This is a genomic window from Lysinibacillus sp. 2017, assembly GCF_003073375.1.
GTDB lineage: Bacteria > Bacillota > Bacilli > Bacillales_A > Planococcaceae > Solibacillus.
Genome location: NZ_CP029002.1, coordinates 2,996,727 through 3,013,544, shown reverse-complemented (window position 1 = coordinate 3,013,544; position 16,818 = coordinate 2,996,727). Strand labels below are relative to the sequence as shown.

The window sequence follows — 16,818 nt, the reverse complement described above, 5'->3', positions numbered from 1 at the left end:
ATAAGGGCCATACATACCATATGTGTTTGATTTTCATATCTTATTCATGACTATCCTCTGATGAGTTGTCTTCTCCCATATTCATGTCCATATCGGATTCAGAATGATTTTCTTCGCTTGAGTGGTTATGACTTTTTTCATGCTTTTTCTTATGGCGTTCGATGCCTTCTTTTCGAACTTGGTCTAATGGGGTAATGGTAGCCACTTTATGTTCAGCAATGTATGCATCCGCACCATCCTGATATTTAAAGAAAATATAACCCCAGTTCATAGGCGATTTTAAATCCGTTTTTACAACAATGGCATCTTCTACATTGAACCAATTTAATGTGTTATAATCGCGAACAAATTTCTCGTTTTGAATATTATGGACATACTCATCATTCAATAAACAACCGATGTCGTCGTAAAATACAACGGATCCATCTGCTTTAACAGCTTGTGCAGCAAATACTCCAAGTTCATGATCTTTTGTATACACTTTCATATTACACATAGAGCATTCGGTTTCCTCAGTTGGTTCTTGCAGCCGCGCATCTACTACCCAGACTTTTTCTGCAGTTTTTGAAGCTTTCTCTTGTTGGTCGGCTACATGTTGTTCAGCTTCTTGCTTATCTGTTTCGGTAACTTTTTCATTACCACAGGCATATAAAGCTAAAGCGAGAGGTACTGCAAATAATACTTTTTTCATAAGTAATCCTCCATATTTGATGAGTTTATGAGTATATTACTTCTTGAATGTGAAATAAATATGAAGTAAGTATGATAATTTATTGACGTTGGAATTTAATTTAATAAGGTCAATCATTAGCTTATAGAATTGGTTTATCCAATTCTTTTTCATTTATTCAAATAGTCGTTGGGTATAAGGGAATAAATTCGATTCTACATCTTTTGCCTAAACACCTCCAACCAATTATAATAAAGCGATATTCGAATTTTGAAGGAGTTTTTTGATGAATACACGCTATAAAATTACACGTCTTGATAAAGAGGGAAATCCAACGTTAAGCTTAGAGGAATGCCAAAACTTCTTTAAAGCAAAATCAGATTTCGAGTACAATGATTCATTTGGTTCGAGCAAGGACGGTGTGCATATGAAGATTAAAGGTCACTTTTTCATGTGGCAAGTGGAAAATGTACAAATTCCATTTCGTTTTTTCGAGGGTGAAATCTATGTTGCCATTTCACATCCAGCTATTTTAGATAAAACAATGGAAATTGCTCGCGGTTTAGAAGCGAATTATGTTGAAGGATAAAATAAAAAGTAATAGAGGTTCTCTCACCATTCTAATGCTGGGAAGCCTCATTTTTTGTAAATAAACATTCATGCAAAGTAGAAAAGTCGTGCATCTCGTTGAAAGACGAGGTACACGACTTTTTTTAGCTTTAAGTTGTGAAAGTTGAAATTAGATGAATTCTAGTGAAAAGTCGGAATTGTTTTTACACCTAGTGCAGGTATTAAAATGGAACCATAAATATAGGTTTTGCATGTTTTTTATGCATTATTGTCGATAACGTTCTATAGTATTAAAGTTGTGGTATCATTTGGAATTGTATGGTTATTAATGATTAAGGATATTACATTATTTTATAAGAAAGATTATATTTGGATGGACATATTTTGTCTATGTTAATTTGTATAATTTACCTTAGTAAAGTAAAGGCTTAGAAATTCTATTTGCAGGGATTGGGGGTTCACTTGGCAATCTTCAAACATTGCTTACTTCGGGGCAGGAAAATTCAGCGAAGCAAATGATGGCGCTAGAGGAAAAAGTAGATGAAGGCAATAAAGTTATCGAGAGTGTTTCGATTTTAGCGATTAAAGAAATTCAAGCAATCGTTCAATTTACTGAAGAACTAATTTCTATCCAAAATATGATGCCAAATGAGTTATCTGCTTTACAAGATGCTATTACACAAAACCAGCAAGACCTGGTAAATCATACGCGTAATATTGAAGATTATATGAATGATTTGAAAAATGTAACAGAATCACATTATGAGCAATCGGTGACAACACATGAAAGCGTTGTTGAAAAAATTAGAGAAGAATTTGATAAAGTTTCTACAATGGTAAATCAGGAAACGTCATTGTTAGTGCAACAAGCTTCAACATCAAATGAACATGCTCAAAAGCAATTAAATAACGCAACGGATTTATTGACGAATAGTAAAAACTTAAATTCAGAGCTTGAAAAAATGAATAAGCTAAATAATGATACTGTAAATAATCAATTAAAAGAATTACGTGATATTAGTTCCGCGTTATTACAAGGAATCGCACAGCTGACAAATTCTCAAAGTGTAGAACGAAAACAACTATTAGCCATTCAAAAGAACCTCATTAACAAATACGCTAAGTAATAGCGATACAAATGGAAACGCAAAAGCTAAAATCAGCTTTTGCGTTTATTTGTATTCAAATTGCTCAAGATGAATCATTTGTGCATTGCGAGCGAAGTATTACCAGCCTCTGCGTTTTGAACAGCCACAACCAGATCCATGTCTGCTTCCACTTACGTTTGGTCTAAAGGGTGTTTCACACATTGTATTCGTTTCGTAGCATTCATTTACTACGGACTGAGTATGTGGAAAATAATGCTGATTATTAATATGCTGTTGATTAACTGTAGTTAAATGCGATGGATGGTAGTGTGGTACGACTGTGTTTGTAACATTTCTTTGAACAAATTGTTGCGTTGGTGATACTTGGGGCTGCCCGAATTGAGTAGGGGCTGTTTGCATTGGGAGTTCCTGGGCAAAGTTCATAGGATTTTGACCGCGGTTCCCATCAAATGAGTTAAACCAATTTCTATTAACCATTTGCGTCCTCCGTTCTTAGTAGTAGTGTTTCTATTCTAACTTATGTAAGGGAACCTAGAAGAACTATTTACATGCCTAATATTGCACAACATAATCTGATGAATTACACCATATTTTTATCGTAGATGATTTTTCTAATAGACGTTTATCCAGGGTATAAATTTTATATGACCCAAACTGGAAGTGAAATGAATATAATTTCCAAAAATTTGTTGACAACCAAAATGTATTAAGTGCATAATACACTAAACGGTGTATGAAGTGCTTAATACATTTTTTTATGCATAGTGTATTAAGTGATTAATACGCGAATTATTTTTTGCATATTGTGTACTAACTCATTAATACAGGAAAGGAGTTGAAAAAGAGTGGATGTAAAATTTAATAACCGTGATCCTGTCTATGTGCAGGTCATTCGTCATTTTAAGGAACAAATTGCGAAAGGTTTTTTTGCGCCGGGACATGTAATCCCATCAAGACGAGAGCTGGCAAATCAGCTCAAAATCAACCCGAATACGGTACAACGTGCTTATAAGGAAATGGAGGAGCAGCAATTGATTTATACAGAGGGAAATATGCCGAGTTGTATTACGAAAGATGAAGCGGTCTTAAAAAGTGTACGCGAAGAATTAATTAGTGAAGCAGTGCAAGTTTTTATAAGCTCGATCAAATCAATTAATGCGCCATTACCAGAAGTAATCGAGCTCGTGCAAAAAAAGTATGAGGAGGATGAGCGACGTGATTGAAGTGAAAAATGTCTTTAAAAAATACAAAAGAAAACAAGTGTTAAAAGATATGAGCTTCACCGCTGAAAAAGGGCAAATTACGTGTTTAATCGGGATTAATGGTGCAGGGAAAACGACCATTATGAAGTCGATTATGGCACTGACGCCGATTGATAGTGGTGAGATTTTAATAGACGGCCAAAAAATAAACAAAGATGCTTACGATAAAATTACGTACATTCCAGATCGTTTAACGATGTTACCAAGCTATACGATCGCTGAAGCATTTGAATTTATGGATGACTTTTATAAAACGTGGAATGAACAACGTGCAACTGAGCTTCTTAAATTTTTTAAGCTTGCGCCGAATGAAAAAATTTCGAGCCTGTCAAAAGGAAATGCAGCAAAGGTCAACCTACTGCTTGGTTTAGCACTTGATGTGGACTACATTCTGATGGATGAACCATTTTCTGGCATCGACATGTTCTCACGTGAGCAAATTGCTGAAGTCTTTACAAGTCATTTAATCGAAAATCGTGGCGTGATTATTACAACACACGAAATCAACGATATTGAGCATTTAATCGATAAGGCTGTTCTTATTGGAAATGGTACGGTTTTACAGGAAATGGATGTGGAACATGTACGTGAAGTGGAAGGAAAATCAGTCGTTGATGTCATGAGGGAGGTGTATATAGGGTGAATAATTATTTGAAACTTGTCAATTTTGAGGTTAGGCGCTTTTTGAAAATTTTTGTTTTTCTTATTTCTGCTGTCGTAATAACGCAAATTATAGGGGTCATCATTTCTTCAAACGCCTTTTTGGATAATATGAAAATATTGATGCGACAACAAAAGCTTACAGAAAGTGAATATATACATCAATACAGTGGATATTCATTACACAATTTTCTAAATACAGGATTCTTCCAAATTTCGGTAATATTTGCTGCAACCGTGTTAGTCATTTACGTATTTTTCATTTGGTACCGTGATTGGTTTGGGAAGTCATCCTTTATCTACCGTTTATTAATGCTACCAACTGAACGACGTAATGTATACTTCGCAAAGCTGACGGCCATTTTACTCTTTGTCCTTTGTTTAGTTGGTGTGCAGGTTGTGTTACTTGAAGTTGCGCAACAAATTATTCAGTGGATTGTACCCGAGCAACTACGAGTCAATCATGACGTAATAGCTATTTATTCTTATGAAATTTTAACATGGTTGTATCCAAAAACTCCTTTACAATTTGTACTCATCTACGGGCTAGGGATTACAATTGTAGCAGTTGTTTTCACAGCCATTTTATTTGAACGAAGCTACCATTTAAAAGGCATTTTCCTTGCAGCGTTCTATATCGCCGTTTCAGTTGCGGTTATAATCACTCCGTTTATTATTGAAAGCAATATTAATTATTTTTACGAAAAGGAAATCATCATGATGACAATTGTATGCAGTTTTTTAACGTTTGCCGCAGCCATTTTCATGGCCGACCACTTATTAAAACGGAAAATTAACGTATAGAGGAGGGAAAATTGATGAAAAAATATTGGCAATTACTAGTAATGGGGCTCGTTATCGTCGCTACAATAAGCGTCCACTATATACAAGTGGCAAACGCTACAAAGTTAGAGTCTGACTTTTCTTTTGAAAAAATTTCTGGCGATGAAAAATACCTGGATCCGCTTGTAATCGAGGCAAATTACTATAATAACTATGACTATAGTACAGTTCTTTTCTCAAAGGATAAGACTACTAAAGTAGAACGTTCATTTTACCAGCAAGTACCTTTTAAATTCCAAAAGCTAGTTGATAATCATAAAAGTTTCATGCGCGGGAAAGCATATAATGTAAATAATTTCTATGAAGATGAAGCACAACTCATTTATGTTAAGGAGCCAGATCAAATTTTGAGTTTAGGAAAAGATGACAAAATTACTTATATCATCGATGTTTTGAACAAAAAAGATAATACGTCTGATGAGTTTCCTGTCCAACTTGAGCTAAATAAGAATTTTGACTGGAATTCAATTAACAATGTCGCTGTTGTTAATAATGAGTTAAAGCTGATAACAACCAATGTGCAACATAACGGGATTCAGGAAATGCATCTTGTTCAGATTGATTTGAATAAACAGCAACTTCTAAGTGATACCATTTTAAATAGCACGAGCGATGATGAAATTACTAGGAAGAGTATTGGATTTTATAATGACTATTATAATTTAGCTCAAGAAAAGTATGCCGTTTATACAATTAATACGTATGATACTAAGGTAGAGGAACACAAATACATTTCTCAGCAGCACAACGTATTAAATATCGAAACAAATGAATTGATGCCAATTGACTTACCTACAGGCATTGTTGGTAATATCCAAAGTGGCATTGTAGACAATGGCTATTTTGTCATTTCGAATATAGAAGATACAGATATGGTACTTTACCGATATAATATCGCGCAGCAACAATGGCTTGAACCAGTTTCTTTACCTATGCCATTCAAAACATTAGAAAAAACTTTAAATTTTGCTCAAGCAATGAATGGTAAATTGTATACTATGAACGAAGTCGAAAAGGGTTATTTACTACAAATTATAGCTATTGAAGAAGGGAAATTAGTATATAGCGGGCTTATTCCAAAAAATGCAGATACCCAAAATTACCATATTTCCGTAAATTCTATCTATGAAAAGAGTGAATGATAGCTAACAATCAGCTAAAAGGATTTGAAAATGGAGAATTTTATTTTGTCCGTTATTACTTTAGTTAGCTTACTATTAATGTTAACGATTTTGGTACATGGAAAATATTATATCCATAATTTTCTTACTATTTTAGTGATAGTGACTGTGGGTTTATATGGTTTGATATTTTTCAATACCCAAAAAGACAAATAACGGAGTGCCTTAAATAAATCGACCATTCAGTAGTTTGGTTGATAGCAACTCTACGCTCCGTTTGATGGCTTGTTTTATCAATATATTTAATTGTGAAAGCTAAAACTTTAGGAATAGAGTTTTAGCTTTTTATATTTAATAGATTTCGACGGCCTTCTCTATTTGATGCATAGTATTTCAATTTTCTGTATAATTACAGTGTACGACTAGAATATGTTGCTATATTAAATGAACAGAGAGAGAAAAGGTGATAGGATGACCATTCTTCTAGTAGACGATAACAGAGTGAATCTCTTCGTTATTGAAAAAATCTTGAAAAGTGATGGTTATGATGATTTTGTCTCGTTACAATCTGCAAAAGCACTATTTGAATATTTGGATCCGTCTAACGCGCCTAAATGCTATGAAGTGGATGTCATTTTACTAGATGTCATGATGCCAGAGATGGATGGGATTGAAGCGTGTCGTATTTTAAAACAAAATCCACAATTAAGAGATATTCAAGTTATTTTTGTAACGGCGTTAGAAGATAAAGCAAAATTGTCTGAAGCTTTAGATGTCGGGGGCATTGATTACATAACAAAACCTATTAATAAAGTAGAATTATTAGCTCGTTTGCGGGTTGCACAGCGATTAAAAGCGGAACTCGATTGGCATACCAATCATGAGAAAAAGATACAACTTGAGATGAATTTAGCAGCACGCGTACAACAAAGCTTATTAAGTCCTATTGTACAGCAACCGAATATTACTATTTCGGCTTCCTATTTACCGTCTTCTAATTTAGCGGGAGATTTATACTTTTGGGATAAGTTAGATGAGCATCGTTATGCGGTCATGTTATTAGATATGATGGGGCATGGTGTATCGGCATCGTTAGTGTGCATGTATATTTCCTCTGTTTTGCGAGGGGCGATTAAGAAACTAACGGACCCTGCGTTAGTCATGGCAGAACTCAATCGTTATATGAACTTACTACAAAATGAACAAGAAAACTTACTGTATTACTTTACGGGTGTTTACTTTATTATTGATACGCAACAAAAAACATTAGAATATGTTAATGCAGGCCATCCAACGGGGTATGCGCTTGTTGATGAGCATCAAACCGTGCCCATTACACAAACGAGTTATGCGATAGGGTTTGTTGAGGATATTAAAATTGAGAAAAAGATTATTCATTATGATTCTTCAATCCAAATTGTCTTGTTTACAGATGGTGTATTAGAAGCGATGGGGCCATGTGAGTTTACAGCAGAGAAAGAGCTTTGTGCGATTGCGAGTAAAACGTGGGCAAATGATCTACCACCAATCGACTTTTTAGTAAAGCAGGACTTACAACAAGATCAGCCAGATGATATGTGCGTAGTATTACTCCAAGCGCGGAGTTAACAATGCGGCTCTACCTATACAAAAAAATCATTTTTCTCGAGTGAGGAAAATGATTTTTTTGTTGTTAAGGAAATTATAGATTTCCGCATTGTGGATACCTATTACAAAAGTTTCATCTACGTCTAGGCTAAAGCGCCAGTCCCTCGAGCTTTTCGATCCCGCCGTCGAAAGTGGTGAATCATTTACTTTCTAGTCGTGCTCGTAAACCGCTTGTCGGGGCTTAGAGGGCGCTTTAGCGCTTTTGTTCTTGTGCCTGTCTCTATAGTTTCTTTTGATAAATTCGTTCGGTTGCGTTGACGATATGGTACTTCGATGCTAACGGTGAAAATTGTAATGTTTCCTTATCACCTAAACCTAAAAAACCATGCTGCGCCAAGCTATCATAAAATAAGTGATGGACATTATGTTGAAGTTCAGGTGTGAAATAAATAAGCACATTGCGGCAAATAATAATATCAAACTCTTGAAACGATTGATCGGTCGCTAAATTATGTTGCGCAAATATAATATTTTCACGTAAATAAGAATGGAAGGAAGCATAGCAATCATCGGTTTTATAATATTGCGAAAAGCTTTCTGTGCCGCCAGCTAAAATATAATTTTTCGTATAGGCTTGCATTTTATGAAGCGGAAAAGCTCCTTGTTGTGCCTTTTTTAGTACGTTTTCATTCATATCAGTTGCATACATCACCGTTTTTTCAAGTAGACCTTCTTCTTGTAATAAGATTGCCATCGAGTATACTTCTTCCCCCGTAGCACAGCCCGCATGCCATACTCGTAATTTATCTAGTTGCTGGAACTGAGGCACGACCTGTTGACGGAATACTTTAAAGAAAGAAGGATCTCGAAACATCTCGGTCACATTGATGGAAAAGTCATTGAGAAGCATGTTTAATAGCTGTTCATCATAAATAATTCCTTCTGTTAAGCGAGAAATGGTCGGGAAATTATTAATACGCATTCGATGTTCAACCCGTCGTAAGATCGATTGTTGATTATACTTACGGAAATCGAAGCCTGATAATGTAAACACTGCCTCTAGTAGTAAACGTATTTCTAATTGTTTTTTATCCATTCAGTAAATGTTCCCCACTTGTCAGCCATACCGTTAATACGGAAAATAATTGTTCTAAATTTAATGGCTTACTAATATAATCGGATGCACCGGCTTTAAAGGCGCGGTCGCGATCTTGCTTCATCGCCTTTGCTGTGAGCGCAATAATCGGCAATTCGGTTAATTGTAAATCCTCTCGAATACGCTCCATCGTTTCATAACCATCCATTTCAGGCATCATTATGTCCATTAAAACCGCGTCTATGTGTGGGGTAGTTTGTAAAATATTTAAGCATTCTATACCATTAGTAGCTTCTATTATATGAACACCTTTTTGTTCGAGCGCTTGTCGTAAAGCATAAATATTTCGATAATCATCATCGACTATTAAAATATGTTTGTCCTTAAATACCGTTTTATTTTCATCTACTGGAACGAAGGTAGATGAATCAGTAATGGCTACTTCCTGTTCGGTAAGCGTCAATTGCTGTACATTTCCTTCTGGTAAGCTTGGTAAATAGATTGTAAACGTACTACCATGATCTTCGCTACTTGATAAAGTAATCCAACCACCTAACAGTTTTGTCACTTCTCGGCAAATGGATAACCCTAAGCCTGTCCCACCATATTTGCGAACTGTGGCCCCATCCGCTTGTTGGAATGACTCGAAAACAATCGATTGTTTCTCTGTTGGAATACCAATTCCGGTATCAGTCACACTAATAGCTAGCCATGTATCACTAAATTGTTGCATAGAAGGGGTTACTTCTGGTTGTGCGACCTTCACATTTACTGAACCTTTTTCAGTAAACTTCAAAGCATTTGATAGTAAATTATTTAAAATTTGTTGGAAGCGTTTCACATCGGTATGGAAAATTGCAGCCGTATCCTCTGTGACCTCGACAGTTAATTGGAGATCTTTTTTCTGAGCAATTGGTAAAAATAGATTATGGATATGTTGTGGAATTTCAAAAACATCCATTTCGCTAAACCATAAATCCATTTTTCCGGCTTCTACTTTTGATAAATCTAAAATATCGTTAATGAGATTTAGTAAATCCTCACCTGAATCATGAATGACTCTCGCATATTCAAGTTCATCTTCAGCTAAATGCTGTTCAAGATTTTCAGCGAGCATCTCAGATAAAATTAAAATACTGTTGAGTGGTGTTCGTAATTCATGTGACATATTTGCTAAAAACTCGGATTTATAATTAGAGCTTTGGCGTAGTTGTTCGGCGCTTTGTTGAAGCTCAATTTGTGTTTTTTCAAGCGCAAGAGATTTTTGCTCGGCATCACGTGTACGATCTTCTAATCTTTCATTAATCGTTGTTAGTTCCTCTGTCTGCATTTTCAATTCTTCAGACTGTGTTTGAAGCTCTTCTGATTGGACTTGTAATTCTTCAGTCATCGCTTGTGATTCATTTAAAAGACGAATAATTTCCATTCGTCCAATAATGCTATTAATAGTGGTACCTAAATGGACGACAACTTCTTTAAGTAATGCTCGATGTTGTTCGCTATATTGTTTTAAAGAGGCTAGTTCTAAAACCCCGATAACTTCTTTTCCAAATAATATGGGCACAATAATCCCATTAGCTATTGGAATATTCCCTATAGCTGTTTCGAGATAATGAAAGCTATTTTCATTGTTTTCATAAGTTAAAATGCGCTTTTCTTTCACACTTTGACCGATAAATCCTTGACCAGCTGTAATGCTTTGGATCCCGACATTTTCACCTGTTTCGGCAAAAGAAGCAATTTTATTAAACAGTGAGTGATTTCGTATATCTTGAATATAAAATGCCCCGTAGACTGAATGGGTATGCGTTGTTAATGAATTTAGTAAAACCTCACCTAATTCATCCAGCGTATCGACACCTTGATAGGCTGTCACAATTTCGGCCAAACTCGTTTGGAACCATTGGCGCTTTTCCATTGTTGTGAGAAGAGTGTTCGTTGCATTCACTAAGTCTTTTACTTCATCATTCGTTTTGGCGACAATCCGTTTACGTTTTTTGCCTTTTGAATCATTCATTTCAAGGATGGCAGATGTTACTTCATTAATAGAGCCTGTTATTTTACGTGAGATAAGCGTGAACACGATAATCGTCACTATCGCAATTAAAGATAAAATAGCAAAAAGATCGAATGTTAAAGATGTATTTTTATCATTTAGTTCCGTTGTATATTCCTGGATAGCAGCTGTTTCTGAGTTGCGGAACGTTGAAAACTTTTCTTGTAATGAGCTAATCGCTGCACTGCTTTGCTCTCCATCAAACATGGCGAGTATTTGTTCACGATCATTACTTAAAATGGCTTCGTATAAAGGATCTCCATTCGTTTTAAGCCAATCGGTAATACTTGTATGTAAGTTGTCAAGCTGATTTTGACCACTTGATAAATCTTGCACAACATTATCTAATTCATCAAAGGTCGATTCCCATGTTGCTAACTCTTGATAATATTTTTCTAAATAGCGCTTTTCATCGGTAATTAAATAACGATGTAACGAAGATTCCATATTTAGAATTTGACGTTCTACTTTGTTTGATAAGGTACGCATATTGGAATCATATTTTATGATGCTATTTCGTTCTTGTTGAAGACTCGTAATTTGGTTATTGAGGACAATCGCTGCTACAACTAAACAGCAAATTAAAATAATATAACCGCTTGTTATTTTAAAACCGATGCCTAATTTTCGTTGTTTAATCATCTTTCTCCTACCTTTACTAGAAATCTTTCTAGTTAGTATACTATAACTTGGATTGCTTGCACGAATTTGGCATATCAAATGAGGAAAACGAATTTGAAACGCAAGAGCAGTTAATCTGCTTTTGCGTTTTTTGAAATTGAAGATATTAGAGGGGGGGATTAAAATACTTTCTTAGTATCGCGGTCGTCTTTTAAGATTTCAACGGCCTCTCTAAAGCGAAGGGAGTGGACAATTTCTCGTTCTCGCAAAAAGATTAAGCTATCATTTAAATCCTTATCATCTGACATATCTATTATCCATTGATAGGTTGCACGTGCTTTTTCTTCAGCGGCAATATCCTCGTACAAATCGGCAATTGGATCTCCTTTTGCTTGTATATAGGCAGCAGTAAAGGGAACTCCTGCTGCATTATTATAAAATAATGCATGATCGTGATTGACGAAATGTTCACCTAGGCCAGCTTCTTGTAATTGCTGAGGTGTTGCATCTTTTGTCAGTTTGTATATCATGGTCGCAATCATCTCGAGATGGGAAAATTCCTCAGTGGCTATGTCTGTTAATAGCCCCACAACTTTGTCTGGAATGGTGTACCGCTGATTCATATATCTTAATGCTGCAGCTAATTCCCCGTCGGCACCACCGTATTGTTCAGTTAAATACTTGGCTAGCATAGGGTTACACGTACTTACCTTCACTGGATATTGAAGTTTTTTTTCATAATACCACACAATCTGTTCCTCCTAACAAATGTAGGTTTTTAAACTTGCCAGGGCCAGGGTGTGTCAACCCAATTAAACGGATAATTCGAATAACTCCTTCCAAAATTCATTAAGGGGCCGAATTTACTTTCATATAGTAACTTTAAATTCATGCTTTTTTCGGTAGAGTCGTTGAATTGCTTAATGGCTTCAAAATCATTGGGATGCGTGTCTAAGTAAAGGTTTAACTCCACAATAACAAAATCGATTGCTTGAATTTCTTCAAGGAGCTGATAAAAATCTGGGGGCATTACTTTACTCACGATGTTCCACTCCTTTTTGCGGGTTTGGATAGGGACTAAAAAGTTGAGGCCACAATGTACCGTGCATTAATGCTTCTTTAGCAGTTTGAAATTGAGGTAATCCGCTAGGCTGAAACCCTATATAAAGTTGTGGGGGTGTAGCATAGCTTTTGATTTCGATAGGGGGGCAAGGATCATTAGGACTAATGTACGGTCTCCAATATTTGTATTGAGTAAACACAAAATCCTCCTTTCTACTTTGGTGTACATCATTCAAATTTATGTGAGGAGGGTGGGGATTATTTCAAAAACCCCACATATTATTCACAATATTTATTAGTCCACATCGATTTTCCCATACACACCGCCTCCACCAACAGTAATCCCTAATTGGCCTGTTCTTGCTAAGTCGATCGTCGTCGCTAGCTTTTCAGGTAGGACTGCTTTTAGTTCAACAACGGATGCTTTATGCAATATATTCATTTCCGTGCCAAAAGCATGTATTAGCTTATCGATGGTTTTCGGTCCAATACCTGGAATGAAATCGAGAGGTACTTGGTGAATATAGGGCGGTCTTTGTACAACTTGTAATGGTGCATCGGATAATTCACGAATTCTTTTGGCGACCCCTTTAATAAGATGTTCTTTCCCGCAATAAGGACAGCGCGTATGGCCAGCTTCTGTTATTTGTTCGCCACAATTGGCGCAAACCGTTTCATGATATTTGCCAAGCAGTGGATTTAACCCGTAATTTGCTACGATTGTTCGACCTTCTTGTTGATGGAGGACTTTTTTCAATTCTTCAAAATTGGCATCAGCTAGTTTCATTTTTTGATATTCACGTGCAAGTTTGCCGAGAGAATGGGCATCGGAATTCGTAACGAAGGTATAAGGTGCTAATTCACTCATCCCTTTCACCAAATCGGTATCCGAACTTAAACCAAGTTCAATGGCATCGATCATGCTTGGGTCAAAAACTTCACTTAAACTTTTATTAACTCCTCTGCCAAAAAGACTTTTAAACGGTGTAAACACATGGGCAGGGATGAACAAACCGTTTAGTTCATGCACTTTTTGCTGCAGCGTGCGCCCATCACAATATATGCGCTGCGAACTTAAGTGAATGTTCTTTTGAAGGGTACTCATCCAATTCGAGAAGTCTTTCATCTTTTTGATTGTTGGCATATAGCAAAGGACATGAATTGGCCCATGACAGTGTTCATCATAGATTTCGATTTCAGAACCCATTAGGAGTGTTGTGTTCTCGAAACGCACACCGCCTTCCATCAGCTCTTCTGCCTTTCCTTCACGAATGAGCTGCTCAATTTCTTCGATCACTTCAGGGGAATGACAATCGATAATGCCGATTAAATCTAACCCTTTTCTAGAAGTAGCTGTTTCCAATATATTTTTAAGCGTTAAATTTTTACTACCCGTAATTTTCACTGCTCGTCCCTTTTCCGTTCGACCAATATGTATATGTAAATCCGCATAAATTTCTTTTAACATACCGTACACATCCTTAAAAAGTTTTCTTATACAGAGAATACCCTGAATTAGGAGCTTTATTGCAAGGAAAGCGTATTTTTAGAACGCTTATTATTTTCAAAGGTCATGACGCATACTTTCCTGGATATTTTACAAACTATGGTCTGAAGAACACTATTTAATTGCGGAAGGGAAGATGCATAAATGACGAAACCAAAGCATTCAGGAGGACCAACTTGGAAAAAGGATCATCCCAGCACGTTGTTAAGTAACTCCGTTGGAAAGGCTGATAATGCCGTGAAGCAAGTGATGTCCCACCCAGAGGAAATCGCACTGGAGCATGCGTTCAATTCGATCACGCATGCAGAAAATGCACTCGGAAATGCAGAGCAACGTGGAGAACATATGGATACAGTCGAGCAAAACAAGAACCATATCACGAACATGAAGCATCAATTGCAAGATATCCAAGAGATCGTGGAAGATCAATAAGACCAAAACTGCCGCATAGTTTAGATGAATAGCAAATCCCACTATCGTCAAGGTAGTGGGATTTTTACGATTGCTATTTGAACTGTTTTTTGTAAGGACTATAAGTGCGCTTTCTAAAATATCCGTTTATAATAAATGAAAGGTGGTGATACGCATGCTTGAAATAGAAGTCAAAAAGAAAATCGTTGAAAAGCTAACACAACAAGTAAATCCAGACTTTATTATTTTGTTTGGTTCTTTTGCAAAAGGAACGACACATGAAGAGAGTGATGTTGACCTTGCATATTTTACTGACAAGCAGCTATCATCTTATGAACGATTTGAACTAGCTGGTGAACTTGCTCTTTTAATTGGACGAGAAGTGGATTTAGTCGATATTAAGCAAATCGATACCGTTTTCACCATGCAAATTTTTGAGCAAGGCATACCGATTTACATTCGCAATGAAAATGAGTATATACGTCAAAAAATGCGCGCGTATAGTATGTATGCTACATTAAGCGAGCAACGTGCAAAGGTCATTGATGCGATTAAGGAAAGAGGAAGTGTATTCGGATATGAATGATATCATTTTAAATAAAACAACGACGATTGAGCGATGTGTGAAACGAATTCATGAAGTATATGAAGGCAATTCAAAAAATTTAACTGATTTTACAAAGCAGGATAGCATTATTTTAAATATTCAACGTGCATGTGAGGCGAGTATTGATTTGGCTATGCATATTGTGAGCGAGAAAAAACTTGGTGTACCAAAAGCAAGCCGCGAAAGTTTTAAGTTACTTCAAGAAGCAGAGCTAATTGATGCTACTTTAGCAAAAACGTTAATGAATATGGTTGGCTTTCGAAATATCGCCGTCCATGACTATCAATCATTAGAACTGGATATTTTAGAAGCAATTTTAGAGAAACATATTGATGATTTTAAGGTGTTTTCGAAGGCTGTATTACAGTTGGAAATTTAACTTGTATGGATCGGAAGCTATGCAAAATAGGAAGTCGTGTATTTCGTATGAATGACGGAGTATGCGGCTTTTTGTGTTGAGAGATATGGAGTTGGATGAATAATGTTTGCATCTGTTGCGCGGAAATGGGCCCGTGCATGCATCGGATACCGAAAAAAGCATCTAGAAACGACGAGGGCACTAATTGCCGCTAGTGTTTCTAGATGCTTATTAAAAGCGTGCTTATAAAGTGGTCACAGAAAATAGCTGTGTCTACTTTTTAGGGATTGACTACTGATAATTTCAATATAGTCGTTTACCCATGATACCAACCATTTTTGGGGTTAATGGATACTACTGGGTACCACTGGCCAACGCCATTAATTTGTACGTAAAATTCTATGAGGCCAGCACCATTAAAAACATCCGATTCAACAAGTTTGATTTTATCGTTTTTACCGACATAGTCTTTTATAATCTTGTTTAATGTTTTATCTTTTATACCTGGTGCCCAGCTGTACGGATTTTGGAATACTAAATCATGCGTCGCTACCCAACCCGTTAAGCCCTCGTATTTTACTTTTGACCAGCCGTACATTTCATAGCCGGACCAATCTTCCTGATCGTAGCCAATAGGAACACCACCTACGACTTTCACGTTTGAACGAGCTGGAATAACACCAATTGTGTCATAAATTTCACCAGGCGAAGATTTGATGGCAATTGTATCCGTTGTGAATGCTTTATCAAACTCGCCTACACTTACGATGATTGTTTTATCGTCTGCCGTTAAAATAGCCTCTTCTTGTTTTGCATTCCATGTAGTTGTTACGCCAAATGATTCACTAATGAAGCGCAACGGTACTAATGTCGAACCATTATAAACCTGCGCAGGCACGTCAATTGTAACTGTTTTGTTATTAATTTTTGCCGTTTTTGAGCCAACCTTTAACCAAATGGTTGTTTTCCCTTTTTGAGCTGTGATTGTCTTATCCTTTTGATTCCACTGAACTGTCGCGCCTAATTCCTCAAAAATTGATCGTAAGGGTACGATTGTGCGGTTGTTCACTACTTTACCGCCGTCTAACGTAACGGTTGAACTCGCACTTGCAGTTTCCATGCTGATGCCACCTACCATTAAAATGGCTAATAATGCTAGTAAGAATTTTTTCATTTTTTCCTTCCTTTCTTTCCAATAAACAATATGACTATTATACCGTGAAATATGGTTATGGTTACTATTATTAACATAATTTAACCTGTGTGATTTGAGTTTGT

General features: G+C 36.3%; 19 protein-coding genes. 10 read left to right on the top strand and 9 right to left on the bottom strand.

Features of this window, described 5'->3' with window-relative positions; all coding sequences use genetic code 11:
• Positions 1-40 precede the first annotated feature (40 nt).
• Positions 41-691: a nitrous oxide reductase accessory protein NosL gene (locus DCE79_RS14785; RefSeq protein WP_108713762.1), complete on the bottom strand. Its 651-nt coding sequence runs from the start codon at positions 689-691 to the stop codon at positions 41-43.
• 265 nt (positions 692-956) lie between these two features.
• Between DCE79_RS14785 and DCE79_RS14780 the strand changes: the two genes are divergently transcribed.
• Together DCE79_RS14780 and DCE79_RS14775 are read left to right on the top strand one after the other, a co-directional pair.
• Positions 957-1,259 carry an excinuclease gene (locus DCE79_RS14780; protein ID WP_108713761.1) on the top strand — a complete coding sequence of 101 codons (303 nt, stop codon included), beginning with the start codon at positions 957-959 and terminating at the stop codon, positions 1,257-1,259.
• Positions 1,260-1,755: 496 nt separating this feature from the next.
• Complete coding sequence (locus tag DCE79_RS14775) at positions 1,756-2,367, top strand: hypothetical protein (RefSeq protein WP_159083116.1); 612 nt, start codon at positions 1,756-1,758, stop codon at positions 2,365-2,367.
• Positions 2,368-2,466: 99 nt separating this feature from the next.
• On the opposite strand, the gene DCE79_RS14770 is transcribed toward DCE79_RS14775, so the two are convergent.
• A complete protein-coding gene (locus DCE79_RS14770) occupies positions 2,467-2,826 on the bottom strand; it encodes a CotD family spore coat protein (RefSeq protein WP_369916785.1) in 360 nt (119 codons plus the stop codon).
• A 368-nt stretch (positions 2,827-3,194) separates the two neighbouring features.
• On the opposite strand from DCE79_RS14770, the gene DCE79_RS14765 reads away from it, so the two are divergent.
• The 5 genes from DCE79_RS14765 to DCE79_RS14745 all read left to right on the top strand — a co-directional run bounded on the left by DCE79_RS14765 (position 3,195) and on the right by DCE79_RS14745 (position 7,843).
• Positions 3,195-3,572 (top strand): GntR family transcriptional regulator, encoded by a 378-nt coding sequence (locus tag DCE79_RS14765; protein WP_108713759.1) that lies wholly within the window; start codon positions 3,195-3,197, stop codon positions 3,570-3,572.
• Positions 3,565-4,254, top strand: a complete 690-nt coding sequence (locus tag DCE79_RS14760) for an ABC transporter ATP-binding protein (RefSeq protein ID WP_108713758.1) — start codon at positions 3,565-3,567, stop codon at positions 4,252-4,254. Before DCE79_RS14765 ends, DCE79_RS14760 begins: the two co-directional genes overlap by 8 nt.
• 140 nt (positions 4,255-4,394) lie before the next feature.
• Positions 4,395-5,075, top strand: a complete 681-nt coding sequence (locus DCE79_RS14755) for a hypothetical protein (RefSeq protein WP_234417277.1) — start codon at positions 4,395-4,397, stop codon at positions 5,073-5,075.
• Positions 5,076-5,089: 14 nt separating this feature from the next.
• Positions 5,090-6,256, top strand: a complete 1,167-nt coding sequence (locus DCE79_RS14750; protein WP_108713756.1) for a hypothetical protein — start codon at positions 5,090-5,092, stop codon at positions 6,254-6,256.
• Between the two features lie 450 nt (positions 6,257-6,706).
• On the top strand, positions 6,707-7,843 hold the full coding sequence (locus DCE79_RS14745; RefSeq protein WP_108713755.1) for a PP2C family protein-serine/threonine phosphatase: 1,137 nt from the start codon (positions 6,707-6,709) through the stop codon (positions 7,841-7,843).
• Positions 7,844-8,102: 259 nt separating this feature from the next.
• On the opposite strand, the gene DCE79_RS14740 is transcribed toward DCE79_RS14745, so the two are convergent.
• The 6 genes from DCE79_RS14740 to DCE79_RS14715 form a co-directional block, all read right to left on the bottom strand.
• Positions 8,103-8,918 carry a CheR family methyltransferase gene (locus DCE79_RS14740; protein ID WP_108713754.1) on the bottom strand — a complete coding sequence of 272 codons (816 nt, stop codon included), beginning with the start codon at positions 8,916-8,918 and terminating at the stop codon, positions 8,103-8,105.
• The gene (locus DCE79_RS14735; protein WP_108713753.1) at positions 8,911-11,616 is read right to left on the bottom strand and encodes an ATP-binding protein; all 2,706 of its coding nucleotides are present in this window, start codon (positions 11,614-11,616) and stop codon (positions 8,911-8,913) included. The genes DCE79_RS14740 and DCE79_RS14735 overlap by 8 nt, the downstream gene beginning before the upstream one ends.
• Before the next feature lie 158 nt (positions 11,617-11,774).
• Positions 11,775-12,344 (bottom strand): manganese catalase family protein, encoded by a 570-nt coding sequence (locus DCE79_RS14730; protein ID WP_108713752.1) that lies wholly within the window; start codon positions 12,342-12,344, stop codon positions 11,775-11,777.
• Between the two features lie 29 nt (positions 12,345-12,373).
• Complete coding sequence (locus DCE79_RS14725) at positions 12,374-12,637, bottom strand: spore coat protein CotJB (protein ID WP_108713751.1); 264 nt, start codon at positions 12,635-12,637, stop codon at positions 12,374-12,376.
• Complete coding sequence (locus DCE79_RS14720; protein ID WP_108713750.1) at positions 12,630-12,857, bottom strand: spore coat associated protein CotJA; 228 nt, start codon at positions 12,855-12,857, stop codon at positions 12,630-12,632. Before DCE79_RS14720 ends, DCE79_RS14725 begins: the two co-directional genes overlap by 8 nt.
• 95 nt (positions 12,858-12,952) lie before the next feature.
• The gene (locus DCE79_RS14715; RefSeq protein ID WP_108713749.1) at positions 12,953-14,125 is read right to left on the bottom strand and encodes an endonuclease Q family protein; all 1,173 of its coding nucleotides are present in this window, start codon (positions 14,123-14,125) and stop codon (positions 12,953-12,955) included.
• A gap of 183 nt (positions 14,126-14,308) precedes the next feature.
• On the opposite strand from DCE79_RS14715, the gene DCE79_RS14710 reads away from it, so the two are divergent.
• The 3 genes from DCE79_RS14710 (at position 14,309) to DCE79_RS14700 (ending at position 15,561) form a co-directional block, all read left to right on the top strand.
• Positions 14,309-14,596, top strand: coding sequence for a hypothetical protein (locus DCE79_RS14710; protein ID WP_108713748.1), 288 nt, complete (start codon positions 14,309-14,311; stop codon positions 14,594-14,596).
• A 154-nt stretch (positions 14,597-14,750) separates the two neighbouring features.
• A complete protein-coding gene (locus DCE79_RS14705; protein ID WP_108713747.1) occupies positions 14,751-15,161 on the top strand; it encodes a type VII toxin-antitoxin system MntA family adenylyltransferase antitoxin in 411 nt (136 codons plus the stop codon).
• Positions 15,154-15,561: a type VII toxin-antitoxin system HepT family RNase toxin gene (locus DCE79_RS14700; RefSeq protein WP_108713746.1), complete on the top strand. Its 408-nt coding sequence runs from the start codon at positions 15,154-15,156 to the stop codon at positions 15,559-15,561. The genes DCE79_RS14705 and DCE79_RS14700 overlap by 8 nt, the downstream gene beginning before the upstream one ends.
• Positions 15,562-15,856: 295 nt before the next feature.
• Here the strand turns inward: DCE79_RS14700 and DCE79_RS14695 are convergent, their stop codons facing one another.
• Positions 15,857-16,714 (bottom strand): stalk domain-containing protein, encoded by an 858-nt coding sequence (locus DCE79_RS14695; protein WP_108713745.1) that lies wholly within the window; start codon positions 16,712-16,714, stop codon positions 15,857-15,859.
• Between the last annotated feature and the right edge of the window lie 104 nt (positions 16,715-16,818).

Coding starts and splice junctions, on each gene's coding strand:
- DCE79_RS14785 (WP_108713762.1), bottom strand. CDS start 691: ATGAAAAAAGTATTATTTGCAGTACCTCTCGCTTTAGCTTTATATGCC.
- DCE79_RS14780 (WP_108713761.1), top strand. CDS start 957: ATGAATACACGCTATAAAATTACACGTCTTGATAAAGAGGGAAATCCA.
- DCE79_RS14775 (WP_159083116.1), top strand. CDS start 1,756: ATGATGGCGCTAGAGGAAAAAGTAGATGAAGGCAATAAAGTTATCGAG.
- DCE79_RS14770 (WP_369916785.1), bottom strand. CDS start 2,826: ATGGTTAATAGAAATTGGTTTAACTCATTTGATGGGAACCGCGGTCAA.
- DCE79_RS14755 (WP_234417277.1), top strand. CDS start 4,395: ATGCGACAACAAAAGCTTACAGAAAGTGAATATATACATCAATACAGT.
- DCE79_RS14750 (WP_108713756.1), top strand. CDS start 5,090: ATGAAAAAATATTGGCAATTACTAGTAATGGGGCTCGTTATCGTCGCT.
- DCE79_RS14745 (WP_108713755.1), top strand. CDS start 6,707: ATGACCATTCTTCTAGTAGACGATAACAGAGTGAATCTCTTCGTTATT.
- DCE79_RS14740 (WP_108713754.1), bottom strand. CDS start 8,918: ATGGATAAAAAACAATTAGAAATACGTTTACTACTAGAGGCAGTGTTT.
- DCE79_RS14735 (WP_108713753.1), bottom strand. CDS start 11,616: ATGATTAAACAACGAAAATTAGGCATCGGTTTTAAAATAACAAGCGGT.
- DCE79_RS14715 (WP_108713749.1), bottom strand. CDS start 14,125: ATGTTAAAAGAAATTTATGCGGATTTACATATACATATTGGTCGAACG.
- DCE79_RS14710 (WP_108713748.1), top strand. CDS start 14,309: ATGACGAAACCAAAGCATTCAGGAGGACCAACTTGGAAAAAGGATCAT.
- DCE79_RS14705 (WP_108713747.1), top strand. CDS start 14,751: ATGCTTGAAATAGAAGTCAAAAAGAAAATCGTTGAAAAGCTAACACAA.
- DCE79_RS14700 (WP_108713746.1), top strand. CDS start 15,154: ATGAATGATATCATTTTAAATAAAACAACGACGATTGAGCGATGTGTG.
- DCE79_RS14695 (WP_108713745.1), bottom strand. CDS start 16,714: ATGAAAAAATTCTTACTAGCATTATTAGCCATTTTAATGGTAGGTGGC.